The 22264-nt window shown below is 68.2% G+C and carries 24 protein-coding genes and 1 pseudogene; 15 read left to right on the top strand and 10 right to left on the bottom strand.

Annotation, left to right across the window (positions count from 1 at the left end):
* Positions 1-112: 112 nt before the first annotated feature.
* From CDN38_RS10450 to deoC, 6 genes are all read left to right on the top strand, one after another.
* On the top strand, positions 113-1474 hold the full coding sequence (locus CDN38_RS10450; protein ID WP_075513284.1) for a DUF445 domain-containing protein: 1362 nt from the start codon (positions 113-115) through the stop codon (positions 1472-1474).
* 84 nt (positions 1475-1558) lie between these two features.
* Positions 1559-1975: a helix-turn-helix domain-containing protein gene (locus CDN38_RS10445; protein ID WP_075513283.1), complete on the top strand. Its 417-nt coding sequence runs from the start codon at positions 1559-1561 to the stop codon at positions 1973-1975.
* Positions 1976-2274: 299 nt separating this feature from the next.
* Positions 2275-2889 (top strand): heparin-binding hemagglutinin HbhA, encoded by a 615-nt coding sequence (gene hbhA, locus CDN38_RS10440; protein ID WP_036398732.1) that lies wholly within the window; start codon positions 2275-2277, stop codon positions 2887-2889.
* Between the two features lie 131 nt (positions 2890-3020).
* On the top strand, positions 3021-3308 hold the full coding sequence (locus CDN38_RS10435; RefSeq protein WP_075513282.1) for a DUF2516 family protein: 288 nt from the start codon (positions 3021-3023) through the stop codon (positions 3306-3308).
* 4 nt (positions 3309-3312) lie between these two features.
* Positions 3313-3753, top strand: coding sequence for a DUF2599 domain-containing protein (locus tag CDN38_RS10430; RefSeq protein ID WP_075513281.1), 441 nt, complete (start codon positions 3313-3315; stop codon positions 3751-3753).
* Positions 3753-4442, top strand: a complete 690-nt coding sequence (gene deoC, locus CDN38_RS10425; protein WP_075513280.1) for a deoxyribose-phosphate aldolase — start codon at positions 3753-3755, stop codon at positions 4440-4442. Before CDN38_RS10430 ends, deoC begins: the two co-directional genes overlap by 1 nt.
* 6 nt (positions 4443-4448) lie before the next feature.
* On the opposite strand, the gene CDN38_RS10420 is transcribed toward deoC, so the two are convergent.
* From CDN38_RS10420 to CDN38_RS10410, 3 genes are read right to left on the bottom strand one after another with little or no spacing between them, the layout of a single operon-like run.
* Positions 4449-5516 carry an LmeA family phospholipid-binding protein gene (locus CDN38_RS10420; protein WP_075513279.1) on the bottom strand — a complete coding sequence of 356 codons (1068 nt, stop codon included), beginning with the start codon at positions 5514-5516 and terminating at the stop codon, positions 4449-4451.
* A complete protein-coding gene (locus CDN38_RS10415) occupies positions 5513-6343 on the bottom strand; it encodes a carbon-nitrogen hydrolase family protein (protein WP_075513278.1) in 831 nt (276 codons plus the stop codon). Before CDN38_RS10415 ends, CDN38_RS10420 begins: the two co-directional genes overlap by 4 nt.
* 39 nt (positions 6344-6382) lie before the next feature.
* Positions 6383-6907: a DUF2505 domain-containing protein gene (locus CDN38_RS10410; protein ID WP_075513277.1), complete on the bottom strand. Its 525-nt coding sequence runs from the start codon at positions 6905-6907 to the stop codon at positions 6383-6385.
* Between the two features lie 2 nt (positions 6908-6909).
* Here CDN38_RS10410 and CDN38_RS10405 point away from each other — a divergent pair, with 2 nt between their 5' ends.
* Both CDN38_RS10405 and CDN38_RS10400 read left to right on the top strand, forming a co-directional pair.
* Positions 6910-8034 carry a UDP-N-acetylmuramate dehydrogenase gene (locus CDN38_RS10405; RefSeq protein ID WP_075513276.1) on the top strand — a complete coding sequence of 375 codons (1125 nt, stop codon included), beginning with the start codon at positions 6910-6912 and terminating at the stop codon, positions 8032-8034.
* 103 nt (positions 8035-8137) lie between these two features.
* A complete protein-coding gene (locus CDN38_RS10400; protein WP_075513275.1) occupies positions 8138-9451 on the top strand; it encodes a L,D-transpeptidase in 1314 nt (437 codons plus the stop codon).
* On the opposite strand, the gene CDN38_RS10395 is transcribed toward CDN38_RS10400, so the two are convergent.
* Positions 9429-10187: an SDR family NAD(P)-dependent oxidoreductase gene (locus tag CDN38_RS10395; RefSeq protein WP_075513274.1), complete on the bottom strand. Its 759-nt coding sequence runs from the start codon at positions 10185-10187 to the stop codon at positions 9429-9431. The genes CDN38_RS10400 and CDN38_RS10395 overlap by 23 nt on opposite strands.
* A gap of 177 nt (positions 10188-10364) precedes the next feature.
* Between CDN38_RS10395 and CDN38_RS10390 the strand changes: the two genes are divergently transcribed.
* From CDN38_RS10390 to regX, 6 genes and pseudogenes are all read left to right on the top strand, one after another.
* Positions 10365-11663, top strand: a complete 1299-nt coding sequence (locus tag CDN38_RS10390) for an ROK family transcriptional regulator (RefSeq protein ID WP_075513273.1) — start codon at positions 10365-10367, stop codon at positions 11661-11663.
* 58 nt (positions 11664-11721) lie between these two features.
* The gene (mshA, locus tag CDN38_RS10385; RefSeq protein ID WP_161951705.1) at positions 11722-13065 is read left to right on the top strand and encodes a D-inositol-3-phosphate glycosyltransferase; all 1344 of its coding nucleotides are present in this window, start codon (positions 11722-11724) and stop codon (positions 13063-13065) included.
* Positions 13062-13623: pseudogene (locus CDN38_RS10380) on the top strand (type III secretion system chaperone family protein); the annotation flags it as partial. The gene mshA and the pseudogene CDN38_RS10380, both read left to right, overlap by 4 nt.
* On the top strand, positions 13624-14379 hold the full coding sequence (locus CDN38_RS10375) for a phosphoglyceromutase (RefSeq protein WP_075513317.1): 756 nt from the start codon (positions 13624-13626) through the stop codon (positions 14377-14379).
* Positions 14380-14515: 136 nt separating this feature from the next.
* Positions 14516-15739: a sensor histidine kinase gene (locus CDN38_RS10370; RefSeq protein ID WP_099318942.1), complete on the top strand. Its 1224-nt coding sequence runs from the start codon at positions 14516-14518 to the stop codon at positions 15737-15739.
* 280 nt (positions 15740-16019) lie between these two features.
* A complete protein-coding gene (gene regX / locus CDN38_RS10365) occupies positions 16020-16703 on the top strand; it encodes a two-component sensory transduction protein RegX (protein WP_036416774.1) in 684 nt (227 codons plus the stop codon).
* A gap of 180 nt (positions 16704-16883) precedes the next feature.
* Here regX and CDN38_RS29990 read toward each other — a convergent pair whose 3' ends face one another.
* From CDN38_RS29990 to CDN38_RS10345, 5 genes are all read right to left on the bottom strand, one after another.
* A complete protein-coding gene (locus CDN38_RS29990; protein ID WP_075513272.1) occupies positions 16884-17243 on the bottom strand; it encodes a hypothetical protein in 360 nt (119 codons plus the stop codon).
* Positions 17177-17362 (bottom strand): PE family protein, encoded by a 186-nt coding sequence (locus CDN38_RS30665; protein WP_233026842.1) that lies wholly within the window; start codon positions 17360-17362, stop codon positions 17177-17179. Before CDN38_RS30665 ends, CDN38_RS29990 begins: the two co-directional genes overlap by 67 nt.
* Before the next feature lie 122 nt (positions 17363-17484).
* Positions 17485-19353: a GMC family oxidoreductase gene (locus tag CDN38_RS10355; protein WP_075513271.1), complete on the bottom strand. Its 1869-nt coding sequence runs from the start codon at positions 19351-19353 to the stop codon at positions 17485-17487.
* A complete protein-coding gene (locus CDN38_RS10350; protein ID WP_075513270.1) occupies positions 19350-19679 on the bottom strand; it encodes a hypothetical protein in 330 nt (109 codons plus the stop codon). Before CDN38_RS10350 ends, CDN38_RS10355 begins: the two co-directional genes overlap by 4 nt.
* Positions 19679-20635, bottom strand: coding sequence for a tocopherol cyclase family protein (locus CDN38_RS10345; RefSeq protein ID WP_075513315.1), 957 nt, complete (start codon positions 20633-20635; stop codon positions 19679-19681). Before CDN38_RS10345 ends, CDN38_RS10350 begins: the two co-directional genes overlap by 1 nt.
* Positions 20636-20679: 44 nt before the next feature.
* Between CDN38_RS10345 and CDN38_RS10340 the strand changes: the two genes are divergently transcribed.
* Positions 20680-21402: a FadR/GntR family transcriptional regulator gene (locus CDN38_RS10340; RefSeq protein WP_075513269.1), complete on the top strand. Its 723-nt coding sequence runs from the start codon at positions 20680-20682 to the stop codon at positions 21400-21402.
* Between the two features lie 62 nt (positions 21403-21464).
* Here CDN38_RS10340 and CDN38_RS10335 read toward each other — a convergent pair whose 3' ends face one another.
* The gene (locus CDN38_RS10335) at positions 21465-22262 is read right to left on the bottom strand and encodes a DUF3109 family protein (RefSeq protein WP_075513268.1); all 798 of its coding nucleotides are present in this window, start codon (positions 22260-22262) and stop codon (positions 21465-21467) included.
* Positions 22263-22264 lie beyond the last annotated feature (2 nt).

Here is a 22264-nt window from a genome sequence, read left to right as displayed (position 1 = left end):
CGCAGTCGATACTACGGCGTGCGGGGGCTCATATGACTCATCGGCTATCTGTGCGTGAAGCTCGGGAAGAGTGCCGTCGCACTAACTAGTCGCCGCGATAGCGGATGATGGTGTGGTGGCACACAGAGTCGACGCGTCGGGTTCGCCGCCGAGGCTTGAGGTGAGCACGCCGCCGGCCGGGGTGCGCCGGCTGTCCCTGGCGGAGTCGTTCGCCGGGGCCGATCCGCAGGCGGACGCCGAGCGCCGGCGGGCGCTGAGGCGGATGAAATTGGTGGCGTTGAGTTTTCTGCTTGGCGCCACGGTGGTGTTTCTCGCCTGCAGATGTGCGCAGGCGGATGGCACGGCACCACTGTGGGTTGGCTACGTCGGCGCGGCTGCTGAGGCGGGCATGGTGGGAGCGCTGGCCGACTGGTTCGCGGTCACTGCGCTGTTCAAGTATCCGCTGGGCATTCCGATCCCGCATACCGCCATCATCAAGCGCAAGAAAGACCAGCTGGGCGAGGGCCTGGGCACTTTTGTCCGGGAGAACTTCCTGTCCGGGCCGGTGGTGGAGACCAAACTGCGCGACGCGCAAGTGCCCAGCCGGCTGGGGAAGTGGCTGTCGGATCCCGCGCACGCCCGTCGGGTGGCAGCCGAGACGGCCACGGTGCTGCGAGTACTAGTGGAGCTGCTCAACGACGACGAGATCCACCAGCTGATCGACCGCATGATCATGCGCCGCATCGCCGAGCCGCAGTGGGGCCCGCCGGTAGGACGGATGCTGCAGACGGTGCTGTCCGAGAACCGGCAGGAGGCGCTGATCCAGCTGCTGGCCGACCGCGCATTTCAATGGTCGCTGAATGCCGGGGTGGTCATTCAGCGGGTGGTAGAACGCGATTCGCCGACCTGGTCGCCGCGATTCATCGACCATCTGGTGGGCGACCGTATCCATCGCGAGTTGATGGACTTCACCGATAAGGTTCGCCGTAATCCCGATCACGAGCTGCGCCGGTCAGCGACGCGCTTTCTGTTCGAGTTCGCCGACGACCTGCAAAACGACCCGGCCACCATCGCGCGTGCCGATGCGGTCAAAGCACAGCTGATGGCGCGCGACGAGGTCGCCAACGCCGCCGCGGCGGCATGGAAGACGCTCAAACGGCTGGTGCTCGAGGGCGTCGACGACCCGTCCAGCAGCGTGCGCACCCGGATCGCCGACACGGCGATCCGGGTCGGCGAATCACTGCGCGACGATGCCGAGTTGCGCGACAAGGTCGACGACTGGATGGTTCGGGCCGCCCAACACCTGGTTTCGCAATATGGGGTGGAGATCACAGCGATCATCACCGACACGATCGAACGTTGGGACGCGGAGGAAGCCAGTCGGCGAATCGAATTACATGTGGGCCGCGACCTGCAATTTATTCGGATCAACGGCACTGTGGTAGGCGCATTGGCGGGGCTGGCCATCTACGCCATCGCTCAGCTCTTCTTCTAGGGGTGCTAACAAGCGCTTGCAAAAGCAAGCACCGGTCCGTACCCTGAGTGCGTCAAGATCAAACAGCATGTAAGGAGCGCACCAATGCCGCCGGAGGAGAAGTTCGGCGCGAAGGTGTCCAGTGTGACTTCCAGAGCCTCCGACATCGGCAGCTTCATCCGGACACAACGCGAAACGGCGCAGGTCTCGATGCGGCAACTTGCCGAGCGGTCCGGTGTCAGCAATCCGTACCTGAGCCAGGTAGAGCGTGGCCTGCGTAAGCCGTCGGCAGACGTTCTGGCCCAGATCGCAAAGGCGCTGCGGGTTTCCGCCGAGGTTCTTTATGTGCGGGCCGGGATTCTCGAGCCCAGCGAGACCAGCCAAGTCCGTGACGCCGTCATCACCGACACGGCGATCACCGAGCGTCAAAAGCAGATCCTGCTGGATATCTACGCCTCGTTCACCCATCAGAACGAAGCCACCCGTGAGGAGTGTTCGAGCCCATCCGACATTGACGAATGATCAGCTTGTCGGCCGTCAGATCCGACGTCAGGTGAGGTCTAGATCGACGGCCGCCGGGCAACCCAAGAGGGACGGGGAATTCTGTTTCGGGCAAGCCGCCTGACCGACCCGACAACGCGGCCCGGACAACGACGAACTCGATCACCAACCGACCCGACACATCAGGAGGTCTTCAGCAAGTCGCGTGCCAGGTCAATCCGCGGGTCTTGACTACTCCGCCAGAGGAGCCGACGCTTGCTCCAACTTCATATCACGATGCGATAACACCAATAACGAAACAATTGATGAAAGGAAACACCATGGCTGAAAACCCGAACATCGAGGACCTGCGGGCTCCGTTGCTCGCCGCGCTTGGTGCCGCCGATCTGGCTCTGGCCACCGTCAACGACTTGATCGCCAACCTGCGCGAGCGTGCCGAAGAGACCCGCACCGACACCCGTACCCGCGTTGAGGCCCGCGTCGAGGAGAGTCGCGCCCGCCTGACCAAATTGCAGGAGGACCTTCCCGAGCAGTTCAGCGAACTCCGTGAGCGTTTTACCGCCGAGGAGCTGCGCAAGGCTGCCGAGGGCTACCTCGAGGCTGCCACCAACCGGTACAACGAACTGGTCCAGCGCGGCGAGGCCGCCCTCGAGCGGCTGCGCAGCCAGCCGGTCTTCGAGGATGCGTCGGCTCGTGCCGAGGGCTACGTGGACCAGGCCGTCGAGCTGACCCAGGAGGCGCTGGGCACCGTCGCGTCGCAGACCCGCGCCGTCGGTGAGCGTGCCGCCAAGCTGGTCGGCATCGAGCTGCCGAAGAAGGCGGAGTCAGGTAAGAAGGCTCCGGCCAAGAAGGCCCCGGCTGCGGCCAAGAAGGCGGCTCCGGCCAAGAAGGCGCCTGCCAAGAAGGCTCCGGCCAAGAAGGTCACCCAAAAGTAGGCCGGCGACCCTCGACTCGACTCCGAGTCGCCCCGCTGGGCGACTCGGAGTCGACTTTTTTGTAGGTCCGAGTCGCCCCGCTGGGCGACTCGGAGTCGACGTTTTGGGCGGTGCCCGCATACTCTTTAAGCGTGAGCCACCTTGTGGGTACCGTCATGTTGGTCTTGCAGATCGCCGTCCTGGTGACGGCGGTGTATGCCTTCGTGCATGCGGCGCTGCAGCGACCGGACGCCTATACCGCCGCAGAAAAGCTGACCAAGCCGGTGTGGTTGGTGATCCTTGGGGCGGCGGTGGCGCTGACTTCCATCCTCGGTTTCGTCTTCGGCGTGCTCGGGATGGCAATCGCCGCCTGTGCGGCCGGAGTCTATCTGGTCGACGTGCGGCCCAAGCTTCTGGAAATCCAGGGTAAGTCCCGCTGACCGGATGAAAGCCCTGGTGGCCGCGCCGGCAGTGGTGCTTGTCGGCGTGCTGTGCGCTGTTCCCGCGGAAGCCGGCTCCGGCGGCGGTGCGGTTGAACAAACTGACCCGGTACATTCGCCGCGGTTCGTCGACCACACCCAATGGGCATATTCGGGGCGTCTGAGCAGCCTGCGGGTCTACCCGACGCCATCCGGTCGCGCGGCTTCCCGCGACCCCGGCAGCAGCGCCGCAGCCGCCGACCAGGCCTGGGCGGAGGTGCTCGGCCTGGCCCCAGACGCCGACACACCCGGCATGCGGGCACAGTTCGACTGTCACTGGCAGCTGGCCGAGGTCGCAGAACCCGGGAAGATCAGCTGGAACCTCGAGCCGTGGCGGCCGGTCGTCGACGACGAGCAGATGCTCGCCTCCGGGTGCAATCCGGGTGGCACCGAAGAGCAGTTCTGATGCCGGGCCCGCCGACCCGGCGGCAGCTGGCGGCGGTTGTCGATCACACGCTACTCAAGCCCGAGGCGACCGTTGCCGACGTGGCGGCACTGGTCGGAGAAGCCGCCGAGCTGGGCGTCTACGCGGTGTGTGTCTCGCCGTCGATGGTGCCGGCCGCGCGCACCGCGCTCGGCGCCGGTGGGGTGCGGATCGCGGCGGTGACGGGTTTCCCGTCGGGCAAGCACCTGTCAGCGGTCAAGGCGCACGAGGCGGCGCAGGCCGTCGCGTCGGGAGCAGTCGAGATCGACATGGTGATCGACATCGGCGCTGCGCTGGCCGGAGACCTGGCTGCGGTGCGGACGGACATCGAGGCGGTGCGCGCCGCGACGGCCGGGGCCGCGCTGAAGGTGATCGTCGAGTCGGCGGTGTTGTTGGACCGGGCCGGGGAGCACCTGCTGAGAGCCGTATGTCGGGTCGCCGAAGGCGCCGGCGCCGACTTCGTCAAGACGTCGACGGGGTTTCATCCCGCGGGCGGGGCGACGGTGGCCGCCGTCGCACTGATGGCCGACACCGTCGGCGGTCGTCTGGGGGTCAAGGCCAGTGGCGGCATCCGCACCGCCGCCGACGCCGTCGCCATGCTGCGCGCCGGCGCCACCCGACTGGGCCTGTCCGGAACCCGTTCGGTTCTCGATGGGCTCAGCCCCGACTGACGGGCCTCAGAGGTTGGCGAAACAGGGATCCTGCTCGCCGCCGGCGGGGATGGTGGCGTTGCGGGTCGATAGGTGAGCAACCACACCGGTATCGGTGACCTGCACACTGTCCCAATGAATACCCAACGGGAAATCTTTGGTCAGCTTGTTGAAGAAGTCGTCGATCATCGATTGCACCGACTCCTTGGGCAGCGTGAAGCCCAGCGCGTTGAACGTGACAATCGGCAGTTGCAGTCCGTTTCCGGTCACCTGCGGCTTGACCACGATGTTGTCGAGGAAGCCCTTCATTTCGACTGTGCCGTCTCTGGGATGGGTCGTCACGGTGTTGGAAACGAACGGACCTAGCACCGGTATCGCGTTCTGGAACGATTCCTTGATGCCCTCAGACGTCCACGTGACGGTGGCATCGAGCGCACCCACCGTGCCCTGGGAATTGGGGGTGTCTCTGAGCTGGACGTCCCGAATGTCGATTTGCAGCTTCATGCCCTTGGCATCACGAACCTGGTTGCCCGCCGTCTCCGCCGAGATGTTGGTGAAATGCTTGGTCGCGAGCTGCCACAGGACCAACGGAGCCACACCGAAGGAAGCGCTGGCCTTGTCCTTGACCTCACATGCCACCGCTTCGGCGATCTTGCTGTTGGCTTCATGACGGACGTACAGCTCGGCTCCGATCAGCCCAGCGACGACCAGCGAAAACACGATGATCAGGAGGAGGAAGATGGACAACGGGTCGCGACGCCAGCGGCGTTTCCGTTGGGGTTTTCCCGATTCGGCGTCTCCTTGCGGCTTGGCCAGCGGAGTCGTCCTGGTCGCGGCCGCGGCCGCCGGCGGTGGCGCCGGTCGCTGTGCACCGGCGCTGGCTGCAGCCAAGTGCTCGGTCGGCTGGGTTGCTTGGCCGGCCCCCGGTCCGGCCTGAGTAGCCGGATCCTGGGCATGGGTGCCACCAGGCCCGCCGGGACGCAATTGTCCGCCGGAGGGATCGGTAGGCGCTGGAGGCCGGCCAAAAGGACCTGGATTGCCGGGACGCGACCATGTCGACGGGCCCTCGTTGGGTGGCCCTTGCGGGTTCGTCACCTACGCGATTGTGCCCTATCAATGTGAATGAAATCTGAGTGGTTGCGCAGCACGGCGATGCTGTCGCGGGCCGCGGTCACGTTTTCGACATCGATATCGGCGACCAGGAGTTGCGGCTCGGCGCCGGCCGACGCCACCACCTGCCCTAACGGCGAAGCCACCAGGCTGCCGCCCACGCCGGTGGGCGCACCCGAGCTGGTGGGCGTACCGCCCGGGTCGGCCTGACCCGCGGCGGCGACATAGCTGGTGGAGTCCAGCGCCCTGGCCCGGGCCAGCAATGTCCACTGGTCGAGTTTGCCGGGACCCGAGCCCCAGGACGCGCACACGGCGATCAGCGAAGCGCCGCGCCGCGCCAGCTCGGTGTAGAGCGCCGGGAAGCGGATGTCGTAGCAAACGGTCAAACCTACCCGCACGTCGTTGACCGTGATCACCACCGGCTCGTGTCCCGGGGCGACGGTACGCGACTCGGCAAAGCCGAACGCGTCGTAGAGATGAATCTTGTGGTAGTGCGCGTCGGGCTGATTCGGCGTCCCCGGACCAGCCGCGACCAGCGTGTTCATCACCCGCCCGTCATCGGCGGGAGTGAACATGCCCGCGACCACGGTGATGCCGGCCTCGGTCGCGATCCGCCGCACACCGCTGGCCCAGGGGCCGTCGAGGGGCTCGGCGATCGGTGTCAGCGGCACCCCGAACCGGCACATCGTCGCCTCGGGAAACACCACCAGCTCGGCGCCGGCGTCGACAGCCCGGTCCGCGTACTCACGCACCAGGAGCAGGTTCGCCGCCGGGTCGGTGCCGCTGAGGATTTGCGCCAACGCGATCCGCATACCGGCCAGCTTAGGAGCCGCCGACACCCACGCCGGTGGCTAGGCGTTGTTGGCGATCCACTGCGTGGTGAAGCGTTGCTCCAACGTCACCAGCTGGCGCAGTTCGGTGCCGATGATGCTCTCCAGCTTGCCGCCGATCAGCGGAATGCGTACCTGGATGGTTACCTGCAGCGACAGCCGGGCGCCGCCCGAGTCGGCGTTGGGAGCCAGCACGGCGGTGCCCCACAGGTTGGCCGGAGCGTCCACGATCGATCCGGCGATGGATGCCGTGGCGATGCCGTCGGTCACCGGGCTCCACATTTCCTCGCGCCGCACGCACAGGTCGCCCCGATGCAACTGGGTGACCAAACCCGGAAGGTTGTGCCGGTGCACGGTCTGCAGCGTGACCACCTCGATGGTGCCTTCGCTTCCCGACTGACCGCCTACGCGCATCGAGTGCAGGGTCGCAATGTCGACCGGGGTTTCCGCCAGCCTGGCCCGCCAGTACTCCTCATCGTGGAAAACCCGGTGAACTTCTTCGACGCTGCCTTCGTAGTCGGCCGACATGTCGAATGAACGCGGCATAGCTGGTCAGGCTACCGTTACGGGCCGTGATTGGTTCACGCTTTGCCGGCGCGTGTGTCGAGGAGTCGGTGCCGCTGGCGCCCCTGACGACGTTGCGGGTGGGACCCGTGGCGCGGCGCGTAATCACCTGCGCCACCAGCGATCAGGTGGTAGCGGTGTTGCGCCAGCTGGACGCCGAGGTCCGAGCCGAAAACAGTGAGCCGGTGCTGGTGTTTGCTGGCGGATCCAATGTGGTGATCGGCGATGCCGTGGCCGACCTGACCGTGGTGCGGCTGGCCAATGCCCGCATCACCGTCGACGGCAACCTGGTGCGCGCCGAGGCGGGCGCGGTATGGGACGACGTTGTGCTCAGGGCCATCGACCACGGTCTGGGCGGGTTGGAATGTCTGTCGGGAATACCCGGATCGGCCGGTGCGACACCGGTGCAGAACGTCGGGGCGTACGGCGTGGAAGTCTCCGACGTCATCAGCCGGGTACGGCTGTTGAACCGCAGCAGTGGGCAAGTGCACTGGGTACCAGGCGATGCGCTGGGCTTCGGCTACCGCACCAGCGTGCTCAAGCGGGCTGACGGGCTGCGGTTGCCGGCCGTGGTGCTGGAGGTGGAGTTCGCGCTGGATGCCTCGGGCCGCAGCGCGCCGTTGCGCTACGGCGAACTGACGGCGGCGCTGGGTGCGGCCAGCGGCGAGCGTGCCGATCCGCAATCCGTCCGCGCGGCCGTCGTGGCACTGCGGGCGCGCAAGGGCATGGTGCTCGACCCGACCGACCATGACACCTGGAGCGTGGGGTCGTTTTTCACCAACCCGGTGGTCGCACCGGACGCCTACGAACGGCTGGCGGCGGCGGTGGACGGTCCGGTGCCGCACTATCCGGCGCCGGGCGGTGTCAAGCTGGCCGCGGGCTGGCTGGTCGAGCACGCCGGGTTCGGCAAGGGGTATCCGGATCCGGCCCTCACCGGGGAGACCGCCCCGTGCCGGCTGTCCACCAAGCACGCGCTGGCGTTGACCAACCGGGGCACCGCGACGGCGGCCGACGTGATGCTACTGGCCCGCACGGTACGCGACGGCGTCCGTGATGTGTTTGGTATCACATTGCAACCCGAACCGATCCTGATCGGTTGCCGGTTGTAGCTGCTACTTTCGTGTCCGATACGCTCGCCGCACCGTTGCCGTGGCGGGTCCGTCGGCGCTTACAGCCGGTTATGGACGGTTGGGCCCGGTATCTTTGATTCCTGTGAGCACCTCCAGCACCCCCCAAGGTCCAGGGCCGATCAACCGGCGCATGGCTTTGATGGCACTGGGGGCCGGGGTGTTGGCGCCCAATGTGCTGGCCGCCTGCGCGGGTGGGGTCACCAGGCAATCCGAGAAGAAGCCGCCGGCTGCCCCCCATCTGACCTTCCGGCCGGCCGATGCGGCCGACGACGTGTTGCCGATCGCCCCGATCAGCGTGGAGGTCGGCGACGGCTGGTTCCAGCAAGTGGCGCTGACCAACCCGGCCGGCAAGGTGGTTGGCGGTACCTACAACCAGGACCGCACGGTGTACACGATCACCGAGCCGCTGGGCTACGACACCACCTACAGCTGGAGCGGCGCGGCCGTCGGCCATGACGGCAAGGCGATTCCGGTCGCCGGCAAATTCACCACCGTCACGCCCAAGAAGAAGATCGACGGCGGCTTCCAGCTGGCCGACGGCCAGACCGTCGGGATCGCGGCGCCGATCATCATCCAGTTCGACGCGCCGATCAACGACAAGGCTTCCGTCGAGCGGGCGCTCACGGTGACCACCAACCCGCCCGTCGAGGGCAGCTGGGCCTGGCTGCCGGACGAGGCGAAGGGCGCTCGGGTGCACTGGCGTCCCCGCGAGTACTACCCGGCGGGCGCCACCGTCAACGTCGACGCCAAGCTCTACGGGCTGCCGTTCGGCAACGGGGCCTACGGCGCCCAGGATTTCTCGTTGAGCATCCAGATCGGGCGGCGGCAGGTCGTCAAGGCCGAAGTCACCTCCCACCGCATCCAGGTCGTCACCGACGAGGGCGTCATCATGGACTTCCCGTGCAGCTACGGCGAAGCTGACAAGGCGCGCAACGTCACCCGCAACGGGATCCACGTGGTCACCGAGAAATACGCGGACTTCTACATGTCCAACCCCGCGGCCGGCTACAGCAATGTGCACGAACGCTGGGCCGTGCGCATCTCCAACAACGGCGAATTCATCCACGCCAACCCGGCCAGCGCAGGCGCGCAGGGCAACAGCAACGTCACCAACGGCTGCATCAACCTGTCGACCGGTGACGCCGAACAGTACTTCCACACCGCCATCTACGGTGACCCGGTCGAGGTGACCGGAAGCTCGATCCAGCTGTCTTACGCCGACGGGGACATCTGGGACTGGGCCGTGGACTGGGACACCTGGGTATCGATGTCGGCACTGCCACGCCCGACCTCACGCCCCCCGGGCACCCAGATCCCGGTTACGGCGCCGGCCACGCCGTCGACCGCGCCCAGTTTGTCCGGTACGCCGGAACCTAGCGCGGGTCCCGGTGGTTAGCCCGGCGCGTCGCTGAGGCCTGATCGCGCGGCCGGATGATGATCTGGTCCAGATTGACGTGCGACGGCCGCGAGGCCACGAACCCGATCACCTCGGCGATGTCGGCGGCCGCCAGCGGCGTCATGCCGGAGTAGACCGCGTCCGCGCGTTGCTGGTCACCGTCGAAGCGGACCAGCGAGAACTCCGTCTCCACCGCGCCGGGGGCGATCTCGGTCAGCCGGACCGGCTTTCCCAGCAGCTCGCCCCGTAGCGTGCGGTGCAACGCGCCTTGGGCGTGCTTGGCGGCCGTGTAGCCGGCGCCGCCGTCGTAAACCTCAAGTGCCGCAATGGAAGTGACGGTGACGATCAGCCCGTCGCCCGATTCGATCAACTTGGGCAGCAGCGCGCGGGTCACTCGCAGCGTGCCGAGCACATTCGTCTCCCACATCCAGCGCCAGTGCTGCAGGTCGGCATCGGCGACGAGCTCCAGGCCCTTTGCGCCGCCGGCGTTGTTGACCAGTACGTCGACCCGGTTCAGTCCCGCGGCCAGCGCCGCCACGGCCGCGTCGTCAGTGACGTCGGCCACAACCGGGGTCCCGCCGATCCGCTGTGCCAGGTCGGTGATCCGGTCCGCACGACGGGCCACCGCGACTACATGAAAACCTTGGGCCGCAAGGGTTTTCGCGGTTGCTTCGCCGATACCGGAGCTGGCGCCGGTAACCACCGCAACCCGGTTCGGCGCGTCGGGAGTCGTCATCGGGACCACTCTAATAAACGTGCTAAATTCTCGGTGTGTACTGCAGCGCCTGGTTCAACACGACGACCGCGTGTCTTTGCGCGGGCGCCTGTTGTTGCCGCGTACTTTGTCGCGCCTGACTCACGTCAGCAAGCGCGGCCAGGGACCCGGCCAGTTGAACTCGGAATAAGGAAACCAGTGCACTCGACTACTCTCACCCATCGCCCCGCCCGTGGTGGCCGGCCGCGGCCGTACCGACAGGTCGTGCCGCCGTCGCTGCACCTGGCCGACTCCGCGGCCGCGTCCGTCTTCCGGGCGGTGCGGTTACGCGGCCCCGTTGGCCGCGACGTCATCGCCAGTGTCACCTCGCTGAGCATCGCGACAGTGAACCGCCAGGTCATTGCGCTGCTCGAGGCCGGTCTGCTGCGTGAACGCGCCGACTTGGCGGTCTCCGGGGCGATCGGGCGGCCCCGGGTCCCCGTGGAGGTCAACCACGAGCCGTTCGTAACGCTGGGCATCCACATCGGTGCGCGCACGACCAGCATCGTGGCCGCCGACCTCTTCGGTCGCACGCTCGACGCGGTCGAGACGCCGACACCGCTCAGTCCCGCGGGGGCGGCGCTCGGGTCGCTGGCCGACAGTGCCTGCCGCTACTTGAGGCGCTGGCATCGGCGGCGGGCGCTGTGGGTCGGAGTGGCGATCGGCGGCACCGTCGACGGCGCGACCGGCCACGTCGACCACCCCCGGCTGGGCTGGCAGCGGGCACCGGTCGGGCCGGTGCTGGCCGACGCGCTGGGCCTGCCCGTCTCGGTGGCATCCCACGTGGATGCCATGGCCGGTGCCGAGCTGCTGCTCGGGATGCGACGGTTCGCGTCGGGCTCGTCGACCAGCCTGTACGTCTATGCCCGCGAGACCGTGGGGTATGCGCTGGTGATCGACGGGCGGGTGCACTGCCCGGCCAGCGGGCCCGGCACCATTGCGGGCCTGCCGGCCCGCTCCGAGCTGCTGGGCGGCACCGGACAGCTCGAGTCCACCGTCAGCGACGAGGCGGTGTTGGCGGCCGCGCGCCGGCTGCGGATCCTTCCGGCTGCCTCGGCTACCCGCACCAACGGCTCGGCCGGCGCCGTCACCGACCTGCTCCGGGCGGCACGAGCCGGTAACCAACAGGCCAGCGATTTGTTGGGGGAGCGGGCCCGGGTGCTCGGCGAGACGGTCGCGTTGCTGCGCGACCTGCTGAACCCCGACGAACTGGTGGTGGGTGGCCAGGCGTTCACCGAGTACCCGGAAGGGATGGAGCAGGTGGAGAAGGCCTTCGCCGCATGCTCGGTGCTGCCGCCGCGGGACATCCGGGTCACGGCATTCGGCAACCGAGTGCAAGAAGCCGGGGCCGGCATCGTGTCGCTGGGCGGGCTGTACGCGGACCCGTTCGGCGCGATGCGTCGTGCCGGGGCACTGGACATCCCGCTGCCGGGGACCGAGCCGGGGGCGCTCGCTTAGCGCCGCTTATGCCCGTACGTGGGCCTGGCCGCGGAACGCGTCCTGTAAAGATGACAGTGTGCGCCACAGCGACGGGCCCCGGCCAGCCGGAGACGCAGACCCACGCCGGGTCGCCCTGCTGGCGTTGCACACCTCGCCGCTGGCCCAGCCGGGCACCGGCGATGCCGGCGGAATGAACGTCTACGTGCTGCAAAGTGCGCTGCACCTGGCGCGGCGCGGTATCGAGGTGGAGATCTTCACCCGGGCCACCGCTTCGACGGATCCGCCGGTGGTGCAGGTGGCGCCGGGCGTGCTGGTGCGCAACGTGGTAGCCGGGCCCTTCGAGGGTCTGGACAAATACGACCTGCCCACCCAGTTATGCGCGTTCGCGGCCGGGGTGCTGCGCGCCGAAGCCGCCCACGAACCGGGCTACTACGACATCGTGCACTCGCACTACTGGCTGTCCGGCCAGGTCGGCTGGTTGGCCCGCGATCGCTGGGCGGTGCCGCTGGTGCATACCGCTCACACCCTGGCCGCGGTGAAGAATGCGGCGCTGGCCGACGGTGACGCCCCCGAGCCGCCGCTGCGCATCGTCGGCGAACAGCAGGTTGTCGACGAGGCGGACCGGCTCATTGTCAACACCGAAGACGAAGCCCGACAACTGATTTCGATCCATCATGCGGATCCGGCGCGCGTCGACGTCGTTCATCCCGGTGTCGACCTGGACGTGTTCTCACCCGGCGACCGGCGGGCGGCGCGAGCCGCGCTGGGGTTGTCGCTCGACGGGCAGGTGGTGGCCTTCGTCGGACGGATCCAGCCGCTGAAGGCACCCGACATCGTGCTGCGCGCCGTCGCCAAGCTCCCGGGAGTGCGCGTCGTCGTCGCCGGCGGGCCGTCGGGCAGTGGACTGGCCGCGCCGGAGGGACTGGCGCAACTGGCGGGCGAACTCGGTATCGCGCAGCGAGTGACGTTCCTGCCGCCACAGTCCCGCACGAATCTGGCGACCGTGTTCCACGCCGCCGACCTGGTCGCGGTGCCGAGCTATTCGGAGTCATTCGGTCTGGTGGCCATCGAAGCGCAGGCCTGCGGTACGCCGGTGGTCGCGGCGGCGGTTGGGGGGCTGCCGGTCGCGGTGCGCGACGGGATCACCGGCACGCTGGTATCCGGACATGACGTGGACCGGTGGGCCGACGCTATCGAGCAGCTGCTGCGTCGCAATGCCGGCCCGCCGGGCTGGGCGATGAGTCGCGCAGCTGCCCAGCACGCGGCCGGGTTCTCGTGGGACCACACCACCGACGCACTGCTGGCCAGTTACCGGCGGGCGATCGGCGACTTCACCGCGGGGCGCCGGCGCCGGGTGCGCGACCTGGTTGCGGCGCGCAAACCGCGCCGCTGGACGGCTCGTCGCGGGGTGGGCGCGTGACATCTTCCCCGCAGGGCCCCGATGCCGCCGAGACCGTGGCGCAGGTGATCGAGCAGGCGCTGCAGGCCAGTCGGCTGAACTACTCGCGACATCCCGGCGCACATGGCGGGCCGGCGGGAATCATCGTGGAGTTGCCGGGTGAACGCAAGCTCAAGACCAACACCATCTTGAGCATCGGGGAGCACTCGGTGCGCGTCGAGGCCTTCGTGTGTCGCAAACCGGACGAGAACCACGAGGGTGTCTACCGGTTCCTGCTCAACCGCAACCGCCGGCTCTACGGGGTCGCTTACACGCTGGACAACGTCGGCGACATCTACCTGGTGGGCCGGATGTCGCTGGCCTCGGTCGACGCCGAGGAGATCGACCGAGTGCTCGGGCAGGTGCTCGAGGCGGTGGACTCGGACTTTAACACGTTGCTGGAGTTGGGTTTTCGTTCGTCGATTCAAAAAGAGTGGGAATGGCGGGTGGCGCGCGGCGAATCGCTGAAGAACCTGCAGGCCTTTGCGCATCTGATCGACGACGATGACGCCGGCGACGGCGCGTGAGAAACTTGCCGGCATGGGAGACACTGGCACGTTGGTACTGCTGCGCCACGGCGAGAGCGACTGGAATGCCCTCAACCTGTTCACCGGCTGGGTGGACGTCGGCCTGACCGAAAAGGGCGAGGCCGAGGCCGTCCGAAGCGGCGAGCTGCTGGCCGAACACGACTTGCTGCCCGACGTGCTCTACACGTCGTTGTTGCGGCGCGCCATCACCACCGCGCATCTGGCGCTGGACCGCGCTGACCGACTGTGGATTCCGGTGCGGCGCAGCTGGCGGCTGAACGAACGCCACTACGGCGCACTCCAGGGTCTCGACAAGGCGGAGACGAAGGCGCGCTACGGCGAAGAGCAGTTCATGGCCTGGCGGCGCAGCTACGACACGCCGCCGCCGCCGATCGAGAAGGGCAGCGAGTTCAGCCAGGATGCCGACCCCCGGTACGCCGATATCGGCGGTGGCCCGCTGACCGAGTGCCTGGCCGACGTGGTGGCCCGGTTTCTGCCCTACTTCACCGACGTCATCGTCGGCGACCTGCGATCGGGCAAGACGGTGTTGATCGTGGCGCACGGCAACTCGTTGCGCGCGCTGGTCAAGCACTTGGACGGGATGTCCGACGACGACGTCGTCGGACTGAACATCCCGACAGGCGTTCCGTTGCGCTACGACCTGGACCGCCAAATGCGCCCGGTGCAGCCCGGCGGTCGCTACCTGGATCCGGAGGCCGCCGCCGCCGGTGCTGCCGCGGTGGCCAGCCAGGGCGCGGCCAAAGTCTGATCGTCGGCGCTGGTAGGCCTGTTCGCTGAACAACGCGTGAACGGCAGCCGAACACCTATGGCGATTGGTGTGACTTGTCCGATTTCGGCCTCGCTCGGCTAGGGTCGCGTTCACCGGAGTTTGTAGGATTTTGCTTGTGACTGTGTTCTCGGCACTGTTGCTGGCCGGGGTGTTGTCCGCGCTAGCGCTGGCCGTAGGTGTTGCGGCGGGAAACCACCTGTCGCAGCGGGTCGTGCGGCGCCGCCAGCAAGCGGCCACCGAGCGGGCCGGGATCACCGTCGCGCAGATGCTGCAGCGCATCGTCGCCCTGATGCCGATGGGTGCGGCGGTGGTAGATGCCCATCGCGACGTCGTCTATCTCAACCATCGGGCCAGGGAGCTCGGCCTGGTGCGCGACCGGCAGCTCGACGACCAAGCCTGGCGGGCCGCTCAGCAGGCGCTGGGCGGTGACGACGTCGAGTTCGATCTGTCACCCGCCAAGCGCGCGGCCGGCCGCTCCGGACTGTTGGTGCATGGGCACGCCCGGTTGCTGAGCGAGGAAGACCGCAGGTTCGTCGTGGTCTTCGTCCATGACCAGTCCGACTATGCCCGGATGGAGGCGACCAGGCGCGACTTCGTCGCCAACGTCAGTCACGAGCTCAAGACCCCGGTTGGCGCCATGGCCCTGCTTGCCGAAGCACTCCTCGCGTCGCCGGATGACCCCGACACCGTTCGACGGTTCGCTGAGAAGGTGCTCATCGAGGCCAATCGACTGGGCGACATGGTCGCGGAGCTGATCGAGCTGTCCCGGCTGCAGGGCGCCGAGGGACTGCACAATGTGGCCGACGTTGACGTCGATACCATTGTGTCCGAAGCGATTTCACGTCACAAAGTAGCCGCGGACACTGCCGATATCGAGGTTCGTACCGATGCGCCCAGCGGGCTACGGGTGCTCGGTGACCAAACCCTGCTGGTTACCGCGCTGGCCAACCTGGTTTCCAATGCGATCGCCTATTCACCGCGCGGGTCGCTGGTCTCGATCAGCCGGCGCCGCCGCGGTGACAATGTCGAGATCGCCGTCACCGACCGCGGAATCGGGATTGCCCTCGAGGACCAGGAGCGGGTATTCGAGCGGTTCTTCCGGGGCGACAAGGCCCGCTCACGGGCCACCGGCGGCAGCGGGCTGGGGCTGGCCATCGTCAAGCACGTGGCCGCCAACCACAACGGCAGCATTGGCGTCTGGAGCAAACCGGGCACCGGGTCTACGTTCACGTTGTCGATTCCGGCGGCGGAGTGCGATGACAGCGAACTATCTGATCAACCGCGGGCGCGCGAGGCGCGACCCAACAGGTCACAACGAGAGGAAGAGCTGAGTCGATGACCCGCGTCGACGACGATGCAGTGCGAAGCAATGAGGTGGGGGTACCGCCCGCTTGCGGGGGAGAGCGGCGCTGATGACCCGCGTCGACGACGATGCAGTGCGAAGCAATGAGGTGGGGGTACCGCCCGCTTGCGGGGGAGAGCGGCGCTGATGACCCGCGTCGACGACGATGCAGTGCGAAGCAATGAGGTGGGGGTACCGCCCGCTTGCGGGGGAGAGCGGCGCTGATGACCCGCGTCGACGACGATGCAGTGCGAAGCAATGAGGAGGAGCGGCGCTGATGACAAATGTGTTGATCGTGGAGGACGAGGAGTCGTTGGCCGATCCGTTGGCGTTTCTGTTGCGCAAGGAGGGCTTTGAGGCGACGGTGGTGACCGATGGTCCGTCGGCGTTGGCCGAGTTCGACCGGTCCGGCGCCGACATCGTGCTGCTCGATCTGATGCTGCCGGGCATGTCGGGCACCGACGTGTGCAAGCAGTTGCGTGCCCGGTCCAGCGTCCCGGTGATCATGGTGACGGCTCGCGACAGCGAGATCGACAAGGTGGTCGGACTCGAGTTGGGCGCTGACGACTACGTGACCAAGCCGTATTCGGCACGCGAGTTGATCGCACGAATCCGCGCGGTGCTTCGCCGCGGCGGCGACGACGACGCCGAATCCAGCGACGGCATCCTGGAGTCCGGGCCGGTACGGATGGACGTCGAGCGCCACGTCGTCTCGGTGAACGGCGACGTCATTACCTTGCCGCTCAAGGAGTTCGATCTGCTGGAATACCTGATGCGCAACAGCGGGCGGGTGTTGACCCGCGGCCAGCTGATCGACCGGGTCTGGGGTGCGGACTACGTCGGCGACACCAAGACGCTCGACGTCCACGTCAAGCGGCTGCGGTCCAAAATCGAGGCCGACCCCGCCAATCCGGTGCACTTGGTGACGGTGCGGGGACTCGGTTACAAGCTCGAGGGCTAACCTCAATGCCGGGCTCGGCGGGTTGGTATCGATCCCGGTGCCGCTCTGCCGCGGAAAGCCGAAGGTAATCACGCCCCGCGAGTTTGCCTGGGCGGCTGGGTGTTCGCCGACAGGCACCATGTGACGCCAACACGAGGAATTCTAAGACCCAAGGGCCACACCAGCTTTGGCTGATCAGGTCTAGAATAGTTTCGGCCAGGTCCCTGGTGGGCCGGGCTGACCGGCTTTGCCGGCGACACCGGCAGTGCCATCGGTGCCGTCGCTCCCGGCGGTGCCCCCGAACAACCCGGTTCCGGCGGCTCCGCCGACACCGGCCACCCCAGCGGCACCGGCCGCGCCGCCCGCACCAGCAGCGCCGCCCGATCCCAGCGGGCCGATGCCACTGGTGGGTCCGAGCAATCCACCCACGCCGGACGTTCCAGCGGCCCCGCCGTCGCCGCCGTCGCCGCCATCATCGCCGTCGCCGCCGGTGCCTAGGCCCACAGTGAATCGCCGCGTGGCGATCGCCGCCGACACGTCATCCCCGGCGGCGGCCAGCAACTTAAATTAGTTGTTGGGGCTGTCGCAGACGCGTTGGCCAAGCTGATTGCCGAGCCGATCCCGATGAGGTCGCCCGCTGCGGCCAGCAACGGGTCGGGCGCCGCGATCACGAATGACATGGATCATCCTCCAAACAGTGCCTGTAGCCGGCGGGTCTCACTGTCCGGGACGCGCTATCGGCAGTTGTTCGGAGAAGATGAAATACGCTGGCTGGTTGGCTCTTCAGCCCAGATTGTCGCGCTCAGCGGTGGGCGCCGGCGATGTTGTCGGCGACGGCTAACGCCAGCGCCATGATCGACACCTGCGGGTTCACCTCCGCGCAGCTGGGCAGGATCGATGCGTCGGCAACCCACACACCGTCGACGCCGCGCAGCCGGCCGGTCGGGTCGACGGGGCAGATCTGCGGGTCGGCGCCGGCGGCCGCGGTCCCGGTCGGATGGAAGGCCGCCAGGTGCAGGCTTGCGGGGTCGCTGTGCCGCACCGCCTCTCGCAGCTCGGGCAGCGACGTCACCGCGGTGGCGCCGGGCAGGCCGGTGAGTACCTCGGCCGCCCCGGCCTCGAAAAGCAGCCGGCCGATGGCCTCCATGGCGACTCGCAGCTTGGCGATGTCGGCGCGGGCGATGTCGTAGCGCACCAGCGCCTCCCCTCGCACCGACCGGACCGACCCCACGCCCTGGTCGGCCACCATCGCACCGAAGGTGGCGACCCGAGGCGCCTGATCCAGCCAGCCGAGCAGTTCGGCGCCGTAGCCGGGGAAGACCATCGAGCCCATGCCCGGCGGTGTGGCCGTCGCCTCGATCAGCACCCCGTCGGATTCGTGGAACTCGTGGACCGCCGCACTTTGCAGCACGCCGTGCCAGGCGTACACGTCGTCGTCGAAGCGGCCGGCGAGCATCGTCGCCGGATGCAGCGCCAGGTTCCGGCCGAGCCGGGGATGGCCGCCAAGACTGCTGCGCCACAACAACATCGGTGTCTCGGTGGCGCCGGCGGCGACGACGACGGTGTCTGCCAGCACGTCGATCGCGGTGCCGTCGGGCCGGCGGGCGCGTACGCCGCGGGCGCGTCCGTGCTCGTGCAACACCCGCTCCACCCGCGCCCGGCAGACGATCCGCGCCCCGGCCGCGCAGGCCTGCGGCAGCGCGTTGAGGTGTACCCCGAACTTGGCGTTGCGGGGGCAGCCGATCGCGCACTGGCAGCAGCCGCCACAGCCGGGCGCGTTGCGCGGGATGGGCGCTGCCCGCCAGCCCAGCGCGGTGGCGGCATCGAGCAACAGGTTGCCGTTGCGGCCCATGATGTCCAGCGGAACCGGCGCGACCTGCAGCGTGCGCTCCACCTCGTCGAGGTGGCGGGCCAGCCGGTCCGGGCCGGCCAGGTCAAGCCCGAACTCGTCGCGCCAGCGCCGTTGCACGGCATCGGGCGGCCGAAAGCAGGTGCCGGAGTTGACCACGGTGGTGCCGCCGACCGCCCGGCCCATCGGCAGCACCACCGCCGGTCGGCCCAGCGCGATGGTGGCCCCGGCGCCGCGGTACAGGCCGGCATAGCGGTCGATCGGGTGGGTGGTGCGGAACTCCTCGACCGTCCAGCGCCGCCCCTCCTCGAGCACGACGACGCCGGCGCCGGCCTGCGCCAGCGTGCGCGCGGCCATGGCCCCGCCGGCCCCGGAGCCGACGATCACCGCATCGGTGGTCACCACCGAAGGGCTATCGGTCGACGAGGTGACGGTCAGCGCCGCATCCGGGCGCGCCGGGTCATGCCCCTGCGCGCGGCCCAGCAGCTCGTCGGCGTAGGCGTCGGCGCCATTGGCCAGCAGCACGATCGCTTTCAGGCCCGCCACCGCCGCACCCATGTCCGGACCGACGGCGGCGACCCGGCCCAGCACCCGGGCCCGGTCCGCCGGGCTCAATCGCGGCAACGACCGGCCCGTGGTCAGGTAGCTCGCGGCCGCCAGCGACAGCACACCGGCGCGCACCGCCAACCGTTGCGTCGCCGGCAGCTGTTCGACGTACCGCCCGACGCGCTCAACGAACTGAGCCGGCGCCGGACCCCCGTGCTCGGGTGGTAGCAACGCCGTGCCGAACGCGGCCACGGCCCGGTCGGCCAGCCCGCTCATCGTCGGCGCCCGAACCGTCGACCGAGTTTGATGAAGAACGGATAGGTCCCGAAGATGCCGCCGGCGGCGGCGTGCAACGGCCACCCCGCTTCCGCGGTATCCACGGCGAACACGCCGCTGTTCCACATGAAGTCACGGCCGTTCTGCGAGCGGAACGGGCGCCACAAGAACCCCAGCCCGGGCACGTTGTTGTAGAGCCCGAACGAGCCGGCGAAGAAGACCCCGAGCACGGCGGCTTCGGCGAGATCACGACGGTCTTCGGGCACCCTGCGCTCGATGAGCGCTCCGCTGGCGAACAGCAGCGGCGGGTCCAGGAGAAAACTCATCACGGGGTCCTTTCGTTGACGGCGGGTGCGTCGGCTCCGCGCAATCCGACTTCGGCATGCCCGATGCCCAACACCGACCAACGCCGGTCGTCGACCTCGACGTAGATGTCGGCCTGTTCGGTGTTGGTGCACACCGCCTTGCCCCCGTCCGGGTCGGTGTATTCCAGGCTCACGCACCTGTCCGGGGGCTGATCGACGCGGATCAGCACCTTGCGGCCGCCGATGCGTCCCTCCAGCTGCCAGTGCGCCACGCCGAGCGTGGTGCGCATCCGCAGGGACGGGAAAGGGCTTGCCGGCCAGTCTTTTCCGTCGATGCGGAACCGGACGAATGCCAGTGGCGCAAGCTTGCGCAGTCCCGGCTTGTGCGACACCGCGGTGACGGCCTCCACGACGTCGCCGCCGCCGAGGTCGGCGTGGATCCACCCCCAGCGCTTGGCATTGCCGTGCCCGTAGATGTGTGCGACGCCGCCGCGCCAGCCGGTGACGGGATGGGTGGTGGTGCCTTCGGAACCCAGGCTCAGCGAGCCGGTGAAGTCGGCGGTGGGGGCGAGCGCCACCTGTGCGCCCGGCAGCAACTCGCGCTCCCACGCCGCCCGGGGAAACGTCCACAGCGGCGCGCCGGCATCCTTCCAGGCCAGGTCCCAGGCCAGTGATCCGGCCTGCCCGGTCAGCCTCCCGGGCGCCACCCGGGCGCCGGCGGCGTCGAACCATGTCGAGCCGGCGGCGGGCTGGACCGGTGCCGGCCCGAAACGTTCGGTGCGCGGCGGGCCCTCCGGCGGAAACCAGGTGACCCAACCGTGCCCGTAGGGCGATCCGGTTGTCGGGGCCACCGTTTCGCAATGGACCCACAGACCCGCACGCGTCGACGGATCGGACAGGGTGGCGTACCAGACTTCCAGCCGTCCCGCTTTACCTTGCCAGCGCGGGGCTACCGCCGATAGCAATTCGTCGTCCACGTGCTCCACCTCCGATTGATTCGTCCACTATATTGGTTGAGCCAATGAACCAGTCAAGTGCCTTTCAGCCGCCGGACCGTCAGCGCGTCGACGAACAGATCGCCGCGTCGATCGCGGACGCCATCCTGGACGGGGTCTTCCCGCCGGGGTCGACGCTGCCGCCGGAGCGTGACCTGGCGGCGCGGTTCGGGGTCAACCGCACGTCGCTGCGGCAGGGGCTGGCCCGGCTGCAGCAGATGGGCCTGATTGAGGTCAGACACGGCAGCGGCAGCGTGGTACGCGATCCTGAGGGGCTCACTCATCCCGCCGTTGTCGAGGCGCTGGTACGCAGACTGGGTCCGGATTTCCTCGCCGAACTGCTGGAGATCCGCGCGGCGTTAGGTCCGTTGATCGGCCGCCTGGCCGCGCAGCGACACACCCCCGACGATGCCCACGCGTTACGCGACGCGCTGGCAGCGCTGCGGGACGCGGATGGCGCGGCCGGCCGGCAGGCAGCCGATCTCGGCTACTTCCGGGTGCTCATCCACAGCAGCCGCAACCGCGCGCTGGGGTTGCTGTATCGCTGGGTCGAACACGCATTCGGCGGCCGCGAACACGAGCTGACCGGGGCCTACGACGATGCCGAACCGGTTTTGGCCGATCTGCGAGCGATCACCGAGGCGGTGCTCGCCCGCGACCCTGTTGCCGCCGGCGCGGCCGTCGAGGCGTACCTGCGGGCCAGCGCGCTGCGGATGATCGTGGCCTACACCGAGGGATCCGTGCGCTGACTGTGCGCCGTGCTGCGGACGCCGGATAGCGCCGTTGCGGCAAACTCCCCCGGGCCCGTCCGCTACCTCGGCGCCGCGCGCGTCGCGGGGTGGACGGCCACCAGCCCTAACCGGCTGCGGCGTTTACATATTTCGGCCAGTTCCGCATACGCCTTGACGCCGAGCAGTTCGGTGAGCTCGTCGGCCAGGCTCTCCCACACCTGTCTGGTCCCGATATGGGCGGCCGGATCGCCGGTGCAATACCAATGCAGGTCGGCCCCGCCGGAACCCCAGCCGCGGCGATCGTATTCGGTGACGGTGGTTTTCAGAATCTCGGTGCCGTCGGGCCGGGTCACCCACTCCTGACTGCGCCGGATCGGCAACTGCCAGCAGACGTCAGGTTTCATCGTGAGCGGCGCCACACCCATTTTCAGGGCCTTGGTGTGCAACGCACAACCGGGGCCGCCCTTGAAGCCCGGCCGGTTCAGGAAGATGCAGGCGTCCTTGTGTTTTCGGGTGCGGTACTGCGGTTGCCCGTCGTGCTCGTCGAGTTCCAGATATCCCTTGCGGCCCAGGCCTTTTTCGCGGAATTGCCAGTCCTCGTCGGTCAGGTTCTGCACCGCGTCGTCCAACCGGGCACGGTCGTCGTCATCGGATAGGAAGGCTCCGTGCGAGCAGCACCCGTCGTCCGGTCGGCCCGCCACCGTACCTTGGCAGGCGGGCGTGCCGAACACACATGTCCAGTGCGACAGCAGCCAGGTGAGGTCGGCCGCGATCAGGTGCTCGGGATTGTCGGGATCGTAGAATTCCACCCACTCACGGGGGAAATCCAATTCGACCTCTTGCCCCGGGTGCACCGGCTGCGGGCGCGAGTTTGCCACGG

It is taken from the genome of Mycobacterium ostraviense, from assembly GCF_002705925.1.
Taxonomy (GTDB): domain Bacteria; phylum Actinomycetota; class Actinomycetes; order Mycobacteriales; family Mycobacteriaceae; genus Mycobacterium; species Mycobacterium ostraviense.
Note: the sequence above shows the minus strand (reverse complement) of the source record. Positions and strands in the feature narration are given on the sequence as shown.

Bases quoted from the DNA above. Each gene is read 5' to 3' on its own strand.
- CDN38_RS10355 (WP_075513271.1), bottom strand. From the start codon at position 19,353: ATGAGCGGGCTGGCCGACCGGGCCGTGGCCGCGTTCGGCACGGCGTTG.
- CDN38_RS10350 (WP_075513270.1), bottom strand. From the start codon at position 19,679: ATGAGTTTTCTCCTGGACCCGCCGCTGCTGTTCGCCAGCGGAGCGCTC.
- CDN38_RS10410 (WP_075513277.1), bottom strand. From the start codon at position 6,907: ATGCCGCGTTCATTCGACATGTCGGCCGACTACGAAGGCAGCGTCGAA.
- CDN38_RS10375 (WP_075513317.1), top strand. From the start codon at position 13,624: ATGGGAGACACTGGCACGTTGGTACTGCTGCGCCACGGCGAGAGCGAC.
- deoC (WP_075513280.1), top strand. From the start codon at position 3,753: ATGCCGGGCCCGCCGACCCGGCGGCAGCTGGCGGCGGTTGTCGATCAC.
- regX (WP_036416774.1), top strand. From the start codon at position 16,020: ATGACAAATGTGTTGATCGTGGAGGACGAGGAGTCGTTGGCCGATCCG.
- CDN38_RS10340 (WP_075513269.1), top strand. From the start codon at position 20,680: ATGAACCAGTCAAGTGCCTTTCAGCCGCCGGACCGTCAGCGCGTCGAC.
- CDN38_RS10395 (WP_075513274.1), bottom strand. From the start codon at position 10,187: ATGACGACTCCCGACGCGCCGAACCGGGTTGCGGTGGTTACCGGCGCC.
- CDN38_RS10415 (WP_075513278.1), bottom strand. From the start codon at position 6,343: ATGCGGATCGCGTTGGCGCAAATCCTCAGCGGCACCGACCCGGCGGCG.
- CDN38_RS10430 (WP_075513281.1), top strand. From the start codon at position 3,313: ATGAAAGCCCTGGTGGCCGCGCCGGCAGTGGTGCTTGTCGGCGTGCTG.
- CDN38_RS30665 (WP_233026842.1), bottom strand. From the start codon at position 17,362: ATGTCATTCGTGATCGCGGCGCCCGACCCGTTGCTGGCCGCAGCGGGC.
- CDN38_RS10445 (WP_075513283.1), top strand. From the start codon at position 1,559: ATGCCGCCGGAGGAGAAGTTCGGCGCGAAGGTGTCCAGTGTGACTTCC.
- hbhA (WP_036398732.1), top strand. From the start codon at position 2,275: ATGGCTGAAAACCCGAACATCGAGGACCTGCGGGCTCCGTTGCTCGCC.